Annotated in this window: 14 protein-coding genes; 11 read left to right on the top strand and 3 right to left on the bottom strand. The window is 67.6% G+C overall.

Going from position 1 to position 14,164, the window contains the following annotated elements:
• Positions 1-20: 20 nt before the first annotated feature.
• A complete protein-coding gene (locus ACSYS9_RS17230; RefSeq protein WP_071228773.1) occupies positions 21-368 on the top strand; it encodes a ribonuclease E inhibitor RraB in 348 nt (115 codons plus the stop codon).
• A gap of 112 nt (positions 369-480) precedes the next feature.
• Here the strand turns inward: ACSYS9_RS17230 and asd are convergent, their stop codons facing one another.
• The gene (gene asd, locus ACSYS9_RS17225; protein WP_006381472.1) at positions 481-1,323 is read right to left on the bottom strand and encodes an archaetidylserine decarboxylase; all 843 of its coding nucleotides are present in this window, start codon (positions 1,321-1,323) and stop codon (positions 481-483) included.
• Positions 1,320-1,970 (bottom strand): SCO family protein, encoded by a 651-nt coding sequence (locus tag ACSYS9_RS17220; protein WP_006381470.1) that lies wholly within the window; start codon positions 1,968-1,970, stop codon positions 1,320-1,322. The genes asd and ACSYS9_RS17220 overlap by 4 nt, the downstream gene beginning before the upstream one ends.
• 122 nt (positions 1,971-2,092) lie before the next feature.
• Here ACSYS9_RS17220 and prmB point away from each other — a divergent pair, with 122 nt between their 5' ends.
• From prmB to ACSYS9_RS17170, 10 genes are all read left to right on the top strand, one after another.
• Positions 2,093-3,022: a 50S ribosomal protein L3 N(5)-glutamine methyltransferase gene (gene prmB / locus ACSYS9_RS17215; RefSeq protein WP_032128243.1), complete on the top strand. Its 930-nt coding sequence runs from the start codon at positions 2,093-2,095 to the stop codon at positions 3,020-3,022.
• Positions 3,019-4,122 carry a chorismate synthase gene (gene aroC, locus ACSYS9_RS17210; RefSeq protein ID WP_071229128.1) on the top strand — a complete coding sequence of 368 codons (1,104 nt, stop codon included), beginning with the start codon at positions 3,019-3,021 and terminating at the stop codon, positions 4,120-4,122. Before prmB ends, aroC begins: the two co-directional genes overlap by 4 nt.
• Positions 4,115-5,152, top strand: a complete 1,038-nt coding sequence (locus ACSYS9_RS17205; RefSeq protein ID WP_049423825.1) for a 2-hydroxyacid dehydrogenase — start codon at positions 4,115-4,117, stop codon at positions 5,150-5,152. The genes aroC and ACSYS9_RS17205 overlap by 8 nt, the downstream gene beginning before the upstream one ends.
• Positions 5,153-5,246: 94 nt before the next feature.
• The gene (locus tag ACSYS9_RS17200) at positions 5,247-6,275 is read left to right on the top strand and encodes an aspartate-semialdehyde dehydrogenase (RefSeq protein ID WP_012511725.1); all 1,029 of its coding nucleotides are present in this window, start codon (positions 5,247-5,249) and stop codon (positions 6,273-6,275) included.
• A 148-nt stretch (positions 6,276-6,423) separates the two neighbouring features.
• Positions 6,424-8,478, top strand: coding sequence for a FimV/HubP family polar landmark protein (locus ACSYS9_RS17195; RefSeq protein ID WP_071229129.1), 2,055 nt, complete (start codon positions 6,424-6,426; stop codon positions 8,476-8,478).
• Between the two features lie 26 nt (positions 8,479-8,504).
• A complete protein-coding gene (locus ACSYS9_RS17190; protein ID WP_032128247.1) occupies positions 8,505-8,867 on the top strand; it encodes a VOC family protein in 363 nt (120 codons plus the stop codon).
• 32 nt (positions 8,868-8,899) lie between these two features.
• Positions 8,900-9,670, top strand: coding sequence for a tRNA pseudouridine(38-40) synthase TruA (gene truA, locus ACSYS9_RS17185; RefSeq protein ID WP_049398724.1), 771 nt, complete (start codon positions 8,900-8,902; stop codon positions 9,668-9,670).
• On the top strand, positions 9,667-10,323 hold the full coding sequence (locus tag ACSYS9_RS17180) for a phosphoribosylanthranilate isomerase (RefSeq protein ID WP_049429515.1): 657 nt from the start codon (positions 9,667-9,669) through the stop codon (positions 10,321-10,323). The genes truA and ACSYS9_RS17180 overlap by 4 nt, the downstream gene beginning before the upstream one ends.
• Positions 10,324-10,576: 253 nt before the next feature.
• A complete protein-coding gene (locus ACSYS9_RS17175) occupies positions 10,577-11,266 on the top strand; it encodes a hypothetical protein (protein WP_081352348.1) in 690 nt (229 codons plus the stop codon).
• 48 nt (positions 11,267-11,314) lie between these two features.
• The gene (locus ACSYS9_RS17170) at positions 11,315-13,171 is read left to right on the top strand and encodes a C40 family peptidase (protein WP_081352349.1); all 1,857 of its coding nucleotides are present in this window, start codon (positions 11,315-11,317) and stop codon (positions 13,169-13,171) included.
• 48 nt (positions 13,172-13,219) lie between these two features.
• Here ACSYS9_RS17170 and ACSYS9_RS17165 read toward each other — a convergent pair whose 3' ends face one another.
• Positions 13,220-14,107, bottom strand: coding sequence for a LysR family transcriptional regulator (locus ACSYS9_RS17165; protein WP_071229130.1), 888 nt, complete (start codon positions 14,105-14,107; stop codon positions 13,220-13,222).
• Positions 14,108-14,164: the final 57 nt, after the last annotated feature.

Here is a 14,164-nt window from a genome sequence, read left to right as displayed (position 1 = left end):
CCCCCGACCCTGGAATCCGCATGGACCTCGAAGACACCCGCAACCTGTTCGCCAACCTCCGCGAAAACACCGACTGGGACATCACCGGCCCGTTGCTGTGGGGGTACTTCTTCGTGCACTCCACTGCTGAGCCGTTGCAGGCACTGGCAGAGCACCTGCAGGCGCAGGGCTATACCTTCGTGGAACTGTTCGAGCAGGAGCCGGAAGAGGGCGACGCGCCGTTCCATGTGCTGCACGTGGAGCGTGTGGAGATCCACGACGAAGCCTCGCTGGACCGCCGCAACCAGGAATTCGCTGCGCTGGCCGCGGAAAAGGGCGTGGAAGACTACGACGGCATGGACGTCGGCCCGGCCCCAGCCCTGCAGTAACGCGCGTACCGGTAGTGCCGGCCGCTGGCCGGCATTCCGTTGTGGAAAAAGGGGACGGAGGGGATTAAGTCGTTTATGCATAAACGACTTAATCCCCTCCGTCCCCTTTTTGTCAGCGCAGCTTCGCCAGCGCCTGGCCCAGCTGCACCGGGCTTTCGGCACCCAGCTGCGGGGCGAACTCGGCCACGCCCGGCGGCAGCAGCACGATCACGGTCGAGCCGTAGTTGAAGCGCGCCATCTCGGCGAAGCGCTCCAGCTGGATGCCCTGGCCGCGGTAGTCCTTGCGGGTGATGCGGTCACCGTAGGCTGGAATTTCTTCGCCGCTCCACACGGTTTCCACGCCGGACACCAGCAGCGCACCGACCATCACGCTGACCATCGGGCCGAAGCTGGTATCGAAATGGCAGACCAGGCGCTCGTTGCGCGCGAACAGGCGCGGCACGCCGTTGACGGCGGCCGGGCCGACGCTGAACAGGCGGCCGGGCACGTGCACGGTTTCGCGCAGGGTGCCGGTCCACGGCATGTGCACGCGGTGGTAGTCGCGCGGCGACAGGTACACGGTGGCGTACAGGCCGTCGTTGTACGGCTTGGCGTCCTCGTCACTGCCCAGCAGTTCGGCGGCGGTGAACGACTGGCCCTTGGCCTGGAAGATGCGGCCGGCTTCGATCCTGCCGAGCTGGCTGATGCGGCCGTCGGCCGGCATCACCAGGCTGCGCGGATCGGCATCGGCCACGCGCGCGCCCGGTTTCAGTGCACGGGTGAAGAACTGGTTGAAGGTGGCATAGCTGCGCGGGTCCGGGTTGGCCGCTTCGTCCAGATTGACGTTGAACTTGCGGGTGACCGTGTCGATCAGCCAGCGCGACACGCGCGGATCGTCCGAGTACGCCAGCGAACGCGCCATCGAGGACAGCAGGCGGTGGGGCAGGGCGTACGTCAGGGCGGTGGTGAGGCTCATGGGGCGGTTTTCTCGGTCAGCTTCTGCAGGTCGCGGGCAATGGCCGGCGCGTTGAACGGGGGCCGCACCAGGCCGGCAAGGCGGCCCTGCGGGTCGAGCACGGCCAGGCTGGCCGAGTGCTCGACGGTGTAATCCTCGGGGTTCTCGTCGAAGTGCTTGCCCGGCACCTTCTGGAACACGAAGCCCAGCGAGGTGGCGAAGCGCTCCAGCGAGGGAACGTCGGCGGTGGCGGCCAGGGTGTCCTTGTGGAAGCCGTGCACGTACTCGCCCAGGCGGGTGGCGCTGTCACGGTCCGGGTCGACCGAGATGAACAGCACGCGCGGGCGCAGGCTGTCGGGCAGGGCCTCCCACTGGTTCTGCGCGCCGGCCAGCTCGGCCAGGGTGGTCGGGCAGACGTCCGGGCAGAAGGTGAAGCCCAGGAACACCAGGGTCCAGTGACCCTTCAGTTCGCCCGGGATCAGGCGGGTGCCGTCGGACTGGGCCAGATTGAAGTCGGGCAGTTCGCGCGGCTGCGGGTACAGCGTGATCGCTTCGGTGGCCGGGGCATTGGCCGGCGGTTTCGGCGCGAACACCTGCTGGGCGGCCAGCAGGCCGAGACCCGCCGCCAGGGCGATCAGCAGGATGATGCCGGCGTTGCGATTGAACATGGGAGCCCCCGCGCGAAGTGGGCTCCATCATACCGGCTGCGGCCCGATCGTTTCTGCCGCAACGGATGCCGCCGCGGGCGCCAGCCCCTATAATCGGGGGCCACTTTGCCCGCAGTACCGCCATGACCGCTGAAACGGCCGCCGAACTCCACACGATCATCGATCTGATCCGCTACGGCACCAGCCGTTTCAACGAAGCCGGACTGACCTTCGGGCACAGCTACGACAACGCGCTGGATGAGGCCACCCAGCTGGTGCTGCACAGCCTGCACCTGCCGCACGACCTCGGCCCGGCGTACGGCCAGGCGCGTCTGCTGCAGGAAGAGAAGGTGCGTGTGCTGGAACTGTTCCAGCGTCGCATCGACGAACGCATCCCGGCCGCCTACCTGACCGGTGAGGCCTGGTTCGCCGGTCTGAGCTTCAAGAGCGACAAGCGCGCCCTGGTGCCGCGCTCGCCGATCGCTGAACTGATCGAGTGCGGCTTCGAGCCGTGGCTGGCCGGCCGTGATGTCAGCCGTGCGCTGGACCTGTGCACCGGCTCGGGCTGCATCGCCATTGCCATGGGTCACTACTACCCGAACTGGGAAGTGGACGGCGTCGACCTGAGCGACGATGCACTGTCGCTTGCCGAAGAAAACAAGGAGCGCCTGCAGGCGCACAACGTCACCCTGCTCAAGTCGGACCTGTTCAACGGCCTGACCGGTCGCCACTACGACCTGATCGTCACCAATCCGCCGTACGTCACCAACGACGAGACCGATGCCCTGCCGCAGGAGTACTCCTACGAGCCGGAAATGGGCCTGCGTGCCGGCGACGACGGCCTGGACCTGGTGCTGAAGATCCTGCGTGACGCCCCGCTGCACCTGAGCGAGGACGGCCTGCTGATCTGTGAAGTGGGCGAATCCGAGCAGCACCTGATCAAGCTGCTGCCGGAAGTCGACTTCGCCTGGATCGAGTTCAAGGTCGGCCAGATGGGCATCTTCGCGGTCGAGTGCCGCGAGCTGATCGCCCACAGCGCGCGCATCACCGAACTGGCGGCGCAGCGCCCGTGAGCTCCAATTCGTTCGGCAAGCTGTTCACCGTCACCACGTTCGGCGAGTCGCACGGGCCGGCCATCGGCTGCGTGATCGATGGCTGCCCTCCGGGGCTGGCGCTGGACGCGGCCGAATTCGCCCATGACCTGCAGCGTCGCGCGACCGGCAAGAGCCGGCACACCTCGGCCCGCCGCGAGGCCGATGAGGTCGAGATCCTGTCCGGCGTGTACGAGGGCCTGACCACCGGCACGCCGATCGCGCTGCTGATCCGCAACACCGACCAGCGCAGCAAGGATTACGTGAACATCGGCCAGCAGTTCCGGCCGGGTCATGCCGACTACAGCTACTGGCACAAGTACGGCATCCGCGACCCGCGCGGTGGCGGCCGTTCCTCGGCGCGCGAGACCACCATGCGCGTGGCCGCCGGCGTGGTCGCCAAGAAGTGGCTGGCCGAACGCTTCGGCGTCACCGTGCGCGGCTACCTGTCGCAGCTGGGCGACATCACCCCGGCCGGTTTCGACTGGTCGGCGGTGGAAGACAACCCGTTCTTCTGGCCGCACGCCGCACAGGTGCCCGAGCTGGAGGCGTACATGGATGCGCTGCGCAAGTCCGGTGATTCGGTCGGTGCGCGCGTGGACGTGGTCGCCGACAACGTGCCGCCGGGCTGGGGCGAGCCGATCTACGGCAAGCTCGATGGCGAACTGGCCGCCGCGCTGATGAGCATCAACGCGGTGAAGGGCGTTGAGATCGGTGACGGTTTCGCCAGCGCCGCACAGAAGGGCACCGAACACCGTGACCTGCTGACCCCGCAGGGCTTCGCCAGCAACCATGCCGGCGGCATCCTCGGTGGCATCTCCACCGGCCAGCCGGTGGTTGCGTCGATGGTGTTGAAGCCGACTTCCAGCCTGCGCCTGCCGGGCCCGTCGCTGGACACCGCCGGCAACGTGGTCGAGGTGGTCACCACCGGTCGCCACGATCCCTGCGTCGGCATCCGCGCCACCCCGATCGCCGAGGCGATGGTGGCGATGGTGCTGATGGACCAGGCGCTGCGTCATCGCGCGCAGTGCGGCGATGTCGGCACGATCACCCCGCGTATTCCCGGGCAGATCGATGGCTGACACGCGGCCGACCGTGTGGGTGAGCCAGCCGCTGATCGACGCGGCCATCGCGCCGCTGCGCGATCGCGTGCAGCTGCGCAGCACCGACACCGTCACCGCTTGGTCACCCGACCAGATCGCCGAACAGCTGGCCAGCGCCGACGGCGCCATCATCACCCTCAACGAGCGCATCGGCGCAGCACAGGTGGCCGATGCCGCGCAGCTGCAGGTGATCGCCAATGTCGGTGTCGGCTACAACAACCTGGATGTCGACGCGCTTAGCGCGGCCGGCATCCTCGCCAGCAATACCCCGGACGTCCTGACTGAAACCACCGCCGATCTCGGTTTCGCTCTGTTGATGGCCGCCGCGCGCCGCATCACTGAATCCGAGCGCTGGCTGCGCGAAGGCCAGTGGAAGCAGTGGTCGTTCCAGACCATGCTCGGTGCCGACATCCACGGCAGTACGCTGGGCATCCTTGGCATGGGCCGCATCGGCCAGGGCATCGCCCGTCGCGGCGCGCACGGTTTCGGCATGAAGGTGCTGTACCACAACCGTTCGCAGCTTCCGGCCGCGACCGAAGCGGAGGTGGGGGCCCGTTACGTTGACCTGGACACGCTGCTGGCGCAGGCCGATCACCTGCTGCTGGTGCTGCCGTATACCCCGGCCTCGCATCACCTGATCGATGCCGCCGCACTGGCGAAGATGAAGCCGTCGGCGACGCTGGTGAACATCGCCCGCGGCGGCCTGGTCGATGAGATCGCGCTGGCCGATGCGCTGGCCAACGGCCGCCTTGCTGCAGCGGGTCTGGATGTGTACGAAGGCGAGCCAAAGGTGCGCCCCGAACTGCTGGCGCTGCGCAACGTCGTGCTCACTCCGCACATCGGCAGCGCCTCGCTGGCCACGCGCACGGCGATGGTACAGCTGGCCGTGGATAATCTGGTTGCCGGGCTCGGCCTGGACGGCGGCCCGTCGCGCATGCCGAGCGCGATCAACGCTGACGCGGCGATGGCCGCACGCGTGACTCTGGGCAAAAAAACCGGGAAACGATAGGGAACCTCCGCGCGCCCCGCTTGAGGAGGTTCCCCGAACCCAGCTGTCGTGCGTGTTTTTTTTCCCCTTCCCCGTTTTCGTGAGAGTTTCCCCCATGAGCAATGCACAGCGCAGTTTCCACGTCGCCGTCGTCGGTGCCACCGGTGCGGTCGGCGAGACCATGTTGTCGATCCTGGCCGAGCGTGATTTCCCGGTCGGCACCCTGAGCGTTCTCGCTTCCGAGCGTTCGGCCGGCGGCGAGATTGAGTTCAACGGCCAGAAGGTCAAGGTCCAGGACCTGGCCACCTTCGATCCGAGCGGCGTCGAGATCGCCCTGTTCTCGGCCGGCGGCAGCGTGTCCAAGGAATACGCACCGAAGTTTGCCGCAGCGGGTGCGGTGGTGATCGACAACTCCTCGGCCTTCCGTTACGACGATGACGTGCCGCTGGTGGTGTCCGAGGTCAACCCGGAGCAGGTCGCCAACCGTCCGCGCGGCATCATCGCCAACCCGAACTGCTCGACCATGCAGATGCTGGTGGCGTTGGCACCGCTGCACCGCAAGTACGGCATCGAGCGCATCAACGTCTCCACCTACCAGTCGGTGTCCGGCGGTGGCCGTTCGGCAACCGAGGAGTTGGGCAAGCAGACCGGCCAGCTGCTGAGTTTCCAGGAAATCGATCCGCAGCGCTTCCCGGTGCAGATCGCCTTCAACCTGATTCCGCACATCGACGACTTCCAGGACAACGGCTTCACCAAGGAAGAGATGAAGCTGATCTGGGAGACCCGCAAGATCCTCGGCGACGACAGCATCCTGGTGAACCCGACTGCGGTGCGCGTGCCGGTGTTCTACGGCCACTCCGAGTCGGTCGCGATCGAGACCCGCGATAAGGTCACCGTGGCCGAAGCACGCGCGCTGCTGGAGCAGTCGCCGGGCATCGAAGTGGTCGATCGTCACGAAGCCGGTGGTTACCCGACCCCGGTCACGCATGCGTCGGGCACCGACGCGGTGTACGTCGGCCGCATCCGTGAGGACCTGTCGCACCCGCGCGGCCTGAACCTGTGGATCGTGTCGGACAACGTGCGCAAGGGCGCGGCGTTGAATGCCGTGCAGCTGGCCGAGCTGGTCGCCGCCGAGCAGCGCTGATCACAGCGGTTGCCTCACCGGTAGTGCCGGCCGCTGGCCGGTATTGCCGTGATGGGGGCGTGCGTGTGTGCCGGCCAGCGGCCGGCACTACCGAAGGTCTCCCATCGGTGGGTGCGGACCCCGGTCCGCACGCTTTATAGTGTCGCCCATGAATAAACGGGCCAAGGGCGCAAAGCGCCCGCTCACCTATCTGTCCGCCGCACTGCTCGCCCTGGCCAGCAGTTCGGCGCTTGCCCTGGGGTTGGGCGACATCCGGGTCCTGTCCAAGCCGGGCCAGCCCCTGCTGGCCGAAATCCCGGTGGTCTCGGCGGACCCGTCCGAACTGGAAAACCTGCGCGTGGCGCTGGCCTCACCGGTCACCTTCGAACGTGTCGGCCTGCAGCGGCCAACCGGACTGGTCAGTGAACTGCAATTCGAACTGACCCGCGACACGCAGGGCAGGGCGGTGGTGCGCGTCACCTCGCAGGCGCCGGTGGAGACGCCGTCGCTCAGCTTCCTGATCGAAGCCGACTGGGGCCAGGGCCGCCTGGTGCGTGAGTACTCGGCACTGGTCGATGCGCCGCCCAGTGCGTTGGCCGTGGCCGAGCCGGAAATCGTCGCGCCGGCCAGTACGCTCTCCAATACCATCGTGCGCGAACCTGTACCGGCTTCGGTGCCAGCAGCAGAGACGCCCACGACGCCGCCACCAGCGGTGGCGCCAGCACCGGCACGCCCGCGTGCGGCCTCCGCGCCAGTTGCTGCACCGGCGGCCGATGGCAGCATCACCGTGCAGCGCGGGCAGACCCTGTCGGAGATCGCCAGTGCGGTGGCACGTGGCAACCAGGTCAGTCGCGACCGCGCGATGATCGCCCTGCTGCGTGCCAATCCCGAAGCCTTCATCCGCGGCAACGTCAACCTGCTCAAGCAGGGTGCGGTGCTGCGCATGCCCGGCAGTGATGCGCTTGCTGCGGTCGACGCTGCCGAAGCGACGACGCTCGTGCGCGAGCATGCCGCGCAATGGCGGCAGGCACGTACCGTGCCGCAACCGGTGGGCATGGCCGCACCGGTTGCCAAGGCGGCAGCCACGAACGCTTCTTCCCCGGCTGCGGCCAATGGGGCACGACTTGAGATCGCTCCGGCGCTGGCGTCCGACGCCGCGCACGCGGGCACAACCACCGGCACCGCTGCCGGCAGCGAGGGTGACATGCTGGGCAACGAACAACTGCGCCAGGCGCGTGAGGACATCGCCACCCGCGATGCCGAGATCGGCGAGCTGAAGCAGCGCGTGGCCGACCTGGAAAAGCTCAAGGAACAGCAGCAGTCGCTGATCGCGATGAAGGACAACGATCTGGCCGCCGCGCAGCAGCGCCTGGCGCAGGCACCGGATGCCCGCGATGCGGCAACGCCGTGGTACTGGCTGGGGCTGCCGGTGCTGCTGCTGGCGGCGGGCGCCGCCTGGCTGCTGCGTCGTCGCAAGCCGTCGCCGCTGCCGCCGTTGCGTGAGGAAGACGATGCCGCCGGCCTGGCCGCAGCGGTGCCGGCGGGTGCGGCGCTGGATACGCTGGCCGAGCAGTCCTCGTGGTCATCGGCTGTTGCCGGCAACGGCCGCCAGGAACCGGCGATGCCCGACTGGGCGACCGAAACCGAAGTGCACGACGTAGTGGTCGCCGAACCTGTCGCCGAGCGCGCGGTACGGGCCGAATGGCAGGCCGAGACACTGCGCGACGAGGACGCGGTGGCCTTGCCCGAAGCGGTGACCGATCTGCCGCGCTGGGACGATTCCGCAACCACCGCCGACGAGGTTGTCGTCGCCGTGCCGCTGCAGGACGAACGCGTTGTACCGCAGGCGCCGGCCGACGTGGCGGTGCCGGATTACGCACTGCATGCCGAACAGCAGCCGCAGTTCCGCGGCGTGTTCGATCTGCCGGCCGACGCGCATGACAACGAGGCGCCGGCGGATGCCGCTCATCCCGAAGCCATCGACGGCATCGACCATGGCAGCATCGAGGTCTCTCATTCCGACGACATCGCGTCGAGCGCAGCCGCGCCTGCCGGCGACGCCGGCTGGTCGCCACGTGCCGGCCAGGAGCGCCTGGAACTGGCCATTGCCTACCTCGATCTGGGCGACGCGCAGACGGCGCGCACCCTGTTGCTGGAAGTCGCCGAAGGCGGTGACCTGCACAGCCAGGCCCAGGCCCGTGAACTGCTGGCGCGCCTGCCGTGACCGAACCTGCCGACAAGGACCTTGCCATGAGCCGCGAACGCCGCATCGACTACGTTGAATTCGCGTCCAGCGACCCGGCTGCCAGCCGTGCCTTCTTCGAGAAGGTGTTCGGCTGGTCGTTCGTCGACTACGGCAGCGACTACACGGCGTTCGACGATGGCCGCCTGCAGGGCGGCTTCTTCCGTGGCCAGCCGCAGCGGGCCAGCGACAGCGGTGCACCGCTGCTGGTGCTGTATGCCGACGCACTGGCGCCGGTCGAGGCCGCCGTGCGCGACGCCGGCGGCGAGATCGTGCGCGCGGTGTTTTCCTTCCCCGGTGGCAGCCGCTTCCAGTTCGTCGAGCCCGGTGGCAACGAACTGGCGGTCTGGTCCGAACGCGATCCGGCCTGAGCGCCGCCCCATCCGCAACATCGAGGTAGCACATGCGTTATGCGCTTGGCGTCGAGTACGACGGCAGCGATTTCAGGGGCTGGCAGAACCTGGGCGAGGGTGGTCCCAGCGTGCAGGCCAGCCTCGAGCAGGCCCTGTCATCGGTGGCTGATGCGCCGCTGCAGGTGGTCTGCGCCGGCCGCACCGATGCCGGCGTGCATGGCCAGTGCCAGGTCGTGCATTTCGATACCGACGTGGTGCGCGATCCGCGCGCCTGGATGCTCGGCACCACCACCCGCCTGCCGCGCTCGATCGCGGTGCGCTGGTGCGTGCCGGTGGCCGATGATTTCCACGCCCGCTTCTCCGCGCGTGCGCGCCGCTATCGCTATCGGCTGCTCAACCGCGAGGTACGGCCGGCGCTGGACCGGCAGACCCTGAGCTGGGAGCGCCGTGCGCTGGACGAGACCCTGATGCATGCCGCCGGCCAGGCATTGCTTGGTGAGAATGACTTCAGCGCGTTCCGTTCGGTGCAGTGCCAGGCGCTGCATGCGCGGCGTGAACTGCAGTCGCTGCAGGTCAGCCGTCATGGCGAAGTGATCGAAGTCGCAGTACGTGGCAATGCATTTCTTCATCACATGGTCCGCAATATCGTCGGATCGTTGATCCTGGTGGGCAGCGGCGAAAAACCGGTGGAATGGATCGCCGAACTGCTGGCCGGGCGCGATCGCACCGTAGCCGGTCCCACCGCACCGCCGCAGGGCCTGGTGTTCCTTGGGCCCCTGTACCCCGACAACTGGCATCTGCCCGCCGAGGTCACGCTATGAGCCGTTCCTACTACCGTACGCGCATCAAGTTCTGTGGCATGACCCGTGCCGGCGATGTCCGCCTGGCCGGTGAACTGGGCGTGGACGCGGTGGGCTTCATCTTTGCCCGCGAGAGCAGCCGCCGGGTCGCGCCGGCCGAGGCCCGCGCGATGCGCCAGGCGATCGCGCCGATGGTCGACGTGGTGGCGCTGTTCCGCAACAACAGCAAGGAAGAGGTGCGCGAGGTGCTGCGCACGGTGCGTCCGACCCTGCTGCAGTTCCATGGCGAGGAAGACGAGAGCTTCTGCCGCAGCTTCAACATGCCCTACCTGAAGGCGATCGCCATGGGCGGGCGTGAAGAGGTCAACGCCCGCACCCTGCAGCTGCGCTATCCCAGCGCCGCTGGCTTCCTGTTCGACAGCCACGCACCGGGTGGTGGTGGCGGTACCGGCGTAGCGTTCGACTGGGGCCGCATTCCGACCGGGTTGCACCGGCCGTTCCTGCTGGCCGGTGGCCTGAACCCGGAAAACGTCTATGACGCCGTCCTGGCCACGCTGCCGTGGGGCGTGGACGTCTCCAGTGGCATCGAGCTGGAGCCGGGCATCAAGGACGGGTACAAGATGCGCACCTTCGTCGAAGAAGTGCGCCGCGCGGACTGCACGGTTCTGGAGTGATACGCGTCACCTGAGGGGGCACCCGGAATGTCATCGTCGACGGTGCATTCCGCCGTGCCGTGAAGGCGGGCGAATCCTGAATGCGATGAGTATCACGCTTTCGGGTAATTCAGGTTCCAGCGCCAAAAAGTCGACACCCCCCGAACATCTGATCGGACACAATGCGCCCAGCCTGTCTTGGCTGGGTGCGATGCCGCGTGCGTGTCGCTGGCCGCGCCCCTGAGATACGCCTTACCTTTCGAACGAGGACGCAATGGATATGCCCCATCTCTCTTCCCGCCGTATCCGCCTGGCCCGCCTGACGCTCGTGCCCAGCCTGCTGCTTGCCTTGGGCGCGTGTGCGGCCGGTGACTCATCCGCCCCGACCGCATCGGCACCGGCCGCTGCCGCACCGGCAGATGCACCTGCCACAGCACCGGCCACGGTTCCGGCGGCAGCACCGGCAGCCGACGGCCTGGCTGCGCTGATCCAGGCCAGTGGCGTGAAATGCAGCAACGCCAGTACAGGCAGCGGCTGCACGGCGGGCGATGTGGACAGCGGTGATTTCTACGATGTCGAACTGTCGCCGGACTGTGGCGACCAGGGTTTCTTCGCTGGCGTAGCCGATGCCAAGGGCGTGGAGACGTTGAGTGCGGTGCCATCCACCGGCAGCAAGGCCAGCGTGACCGCGAAGCTGTCGAAGGGGCAGCTGGTCTGCGTGCAGGGCATCGGGCGCACCGGACAGAATCCGCTGTTCTATTACGTCGTTGCGGTTCCCGCTGCGACGGTCGGCAAGTGCAAGGGCAACACGTTGTGTGACACCTATGGCGACAGGCCGATCACTGGCCTGGCGACCACGGGGGGCGAGGCCTGCCATGCGACGGCGCCGGGACGTTACGCCGGGAACTGCGCACAGGGCTGGGTCAGTGCGGACGTGCTCGACGTGTTTTCCAACGGAATGTAATCACCGCCAGGGGAGCGGTCCAATCAACCACTGGCAAAGGAACAGCTCATGTCGGATCCAAAAATCACCCGGCTGGTCAGCAGCGTAGGTACCACGCGCACGCTGGAAATGGACGATGGCAGTGTCGTCGAACGATCAGGCGGCAGCGTCTCGTGGCGCAACAACAATCCTGGCAACCTCAAGTTTGAATTCGCCGGCAGCGCGGACAAGACGGTAACCAATCCGCGTACCCGCGAGCAGGCGCTGGAATCGGCGCAGGGGCGCTACAAGGGCGTGGTCGATCTTGACCAATGGGGCAACGCGGTTTTCGAAAGCTATGAAGCCGGCCGGGTGGCGAAGATCCAGCTGCTCGAACGCCGGTTCGGCGACAAGACCGTGGAGGAAATGCTGCCGAGCTACTCCACCAAGGATTACAGCGGCACCACCCACCACAAGGAGCAGGCGGCCACCATCTATGCCGAAGGCGATCGCCAGGGGGTCGACCTGCGCTCGAAGACCGTCGGCCAGATGAGCGTGCGCGAGCGTGAAGTGCTGGCCGACGGCATCCGCCGTTTCGAGGGCTGGCAGCCGGGTGAGGTTGCCACGCAGCAGCCTCCTACGCGCACACCGGCGGCTGCGCCCGTGCAGACCCAGACCCAACCGCAGGTACAGACGCCTTCGGCGGCGGCGCCCGCTGCGGGCCAGGCCGCGGCTGCAGTCGGCAGTGCCGCGCTCTACAACGAGGCCTATCAGCATTTCATGGCCTCAGGCCGCCAGTACGAATACGGGCGCCCGGACCATCCGCGCCCGGGTCGCGACAGCAGCCGGCTGGAGCGTGACCTCGATGGTGACGGACGCTTCGGCGTGGATTGCTCGGCGTTCGTATGGCGCGGCCTGAAGAACGCGGGTTACGACGTGCGGGGCGAGAACGCTGCGGGGTTCACTACGTCGACGCTGTTCAATGGTGCGAACACCACGGCTTACGCACGCGAGCATTTCGATGTGACCTCGGCTGCCGAAGCACGCAAACCGAACGGATCGCTGAAGCAGGGCGACATCCTGATGTTCTCCTCGTCGCAGGGCCAGCATGTCGGCATTTTCAAAGGCTACGACGCGCAGGGAAACATCCAGTTCATCGGCTCGCAGGGAAGCACCGGGCCGGCCGAGGTCACCATCCGGCCGGGCGGGTACTGGGATGGCGGAAGCACCCGCATCGTTGGTGCGCTGACACCGAAGCCGGAATTCCAGGTGCGCGCGCCGCTGCACGGCAATGGCGAACCTGCGCTGTTCCGGCCAACCGCCACCGTGCAGCCGGCTGCATCACACGCGGCGGCCAGCGAGGTGATGAAGCAGGGGCAGCGTGGCGCCGACGTGGAGGCGTTGCAGCAGACTCTCAACCAGCTCGGTGTGCGTGATGCGCAGGGCCATCGGTTGTCAGAGGATGGTCGTTTTGGTGATCACACCCGCGAAGCGGTGATCGCGCTGCAGAAACAGCAGGGGCTGGTGGCCGATGGGATTGTCGGTCGCCAGACCGCTGCCGCGCTGGCGGCGGGCCGTGCGCAGGGCCATGAACCTGCAGCGGCTGTACCGAAGGGGCCGTCGCTGAACGATGCATCGCATCCGGACCACGCACTGCACAACGCCGTCCGCAGCAAGCTTCCCAGCGTGTTTTCCGAAGAGGCTGCCGCCAATATCACCCTGCATGCAAAGCAGAACGGAATCGACGCGGCCGACAAGCTGCAGAGCATCACGGTGCAGGATGGCAAGGCGTTCGTGATGGGCACGACGCCGGGCTTCCGCACCGCGGTGGACCTGGCCCAGGCGCCGCCGTCGCTGGAGCAGACCAGTGCCAAGCTGCTGGCAGATCCTTCGCACCAGCAGCAGGTGCATGAGGAGCAGCAGCGGGTCGCGATGGGCGGTCGCTGAGGCCTGTGTTGCCGGCTCCGGGCGGTGAACGCCGCTCGGGGCCTCGTCTCATTGCAGCTGTGCTGCTGCCCAGTCGGCCAGGGCGTCCACCCGTGCATCGGCCGGGCCATCCGGCCGCGCCAGCACCCAGAAGCCGCCGGTGGCGGTAAACCCCCACGGTGCGACCAGCCTGCCTGTTGCCAGATCTTCGGCCACCAGGGGCTCCGGTGCGATCGCCGGGCCCAGCCCGGCCACGGCTGCTTCCAGCAGGTAGTACAGATGTTCGAAAGCGGTGCCCAGCTGCAGCTTCGCGGTGTCCAGATCGTGCGCCTGCGCCCACGCCGGCCACGCCTGCGGCCGTGAGCTGGTGTGCAGCAGCGTTTCCTGCAGCAGCGCCGAGGGCGGTACCTGCCGCAGGCGCTGCGCGGCCGGATGCGAGGGTGCCACCACCACGCCGACCCGTTCCGGCGCCAGCTCACGCACCTGCCAGCCCCGTGGCCACGGCCCCTGCGCCAGCAGCAGCACGGCATCCAGCGCCGCCTGTGCTTCGGTGAAACTGCCATCCAGCGCCGACCACTGCAGGCGCACGCCGGGCAGGGCGGCCTGCAGCACGGGCAGGCGCGGGATCATCCAGCGCGCCAGTACGCTGCCGCTGCAGCCCAGCACCAGTGCTGGGGCCGCCGTCGGCCGGCGCAGCTCGCGCACGCAGTCTTCGATGCCGCTGAACGCCTCGCTGCACGCGGCCTGCAGTCGCGTGCCCGCAGCGGTCAGGCGCAGCCCGCGGCCGGCACGCTGGAACAATGCCAGGCCGAGATGATCCTCCAGCAGCTTCAGTTGCCGGCTGATCGCGCCGTGGGTGACATGCAGGTCCTGCGCGGCGCGCCCAACCCCGCCCAGACGGGCGGTGGCCTCGAACGCACGCAGCGCATTGAGGGGAGGCAGCAGGGAACGACTCATGTGAGATTTCCTGACGATATGCGCCAGATAATATCCATTTTCCGGTCACGACCCGTG

The sequence above is a fragment of the Stenotrophomonas sp. STK17_22 genome (assembly GCF_051983905.1).
Lineage (GTDB): Bacteria > Pseudomonadota > Gammaproteobacteria > Xanthomonadales > Xanthomonadaceae > Stenotrophomonas > Stenotrophomonas maltophilia_A.
The sequence above is the reverse complement of the archived record's forward strand: the minus strand, read 5'-3'. Positions and strand labels throughout refer to the sequence as shown.

Coding starts and splice junctions, on each gene's coding strand:
- ACSYS9_RS17200 (WP_012511725.1), top strand. CDS start 5,247: ATGAGCAATGCACAGCGCAGTTTCCACGTCGCCGTCGTCGGTGCCACC.
- prmB (WP_032128243.1), top strand. CDS start 2,093: ATGACCGCTGAAACGGCCGCCGAACTCCACACGATCATCGATCTGATC.
- ACSYS9_RS17230 (WP_071228773.1), top strand. CDS start 21: ATGGACCTCGAAGACACCCGCAACCTGTTCGCCAACCTCCGCGAAAAC.
- ACSYS9_RS17220 (WP_006381470.1), bottom strand. CDS start 1,970: ATGTTCAATCGCAACGCCGGCATCATCCTGCTGATCGCCCTGGCGGCG.
- ACSYS9_RS17195 (WP_071229129.1), top strand. CDS start 6,424: ATGAATAAACGGGCCAAGGGCGCAAAGCGCCCGCTCACCTATCTGTCC.
- ACSYS9_RS17190 (WP_032128247.1), top strand. CDS start 8,505: ATGAGCCGCGAACGCCGCATCGACTACGTTGAATTCGCGTCCAGCGAC.
- ACSYS9_RS17175 (WP_081352348.1), top strand. CDS start 10,577: ATGGATATGCCCCATCTCTCTTCCCGCCGTATCCGCCTGGCCCGCCTG.
- ACSYS9_RS17180 (WP_049429515.1), top strand. CDS start 9,667: ATGAGCCGTTCCTACTACCGTACGCGCATCAAGTTCTGTGGCATGACC.
- ACSYS9_RS17165 (WP_071229130.1), bottom strand. CDS start 14,107: ATGAGTCGTTCCCTGCTGCCTCCCCTCAATGCGCTGCGTGCGTTCGAG.
- ACSYS9_RS17170 (WP_081352349.1), top strand. CDS start 11,315: ATGTCGGATCCAAAAATCACCCGGCTGGTCAGCAGCGTAGGTACCACG.
- truA (WP_049398724.1), top strand. CDS start 8,900: ATGCGTTATGCGCTTGGCGTCGAGTACGACGGCAGCGATTTCAGGGGC.
- asd (WP_006381472.1), bottom strand. CDS start 1,323: ATGAGCCTCACCACCGCCCTGACGTACGCCCTGCCCCACCGCCTGCTG.
- ACSYS9_RS17205 (WP_049423825.1), top strand. CDS start 4,115: ATGGCTGACACGCGGCCGACCGTGTGGGTGAGCCAGCCGCTGATCGAC.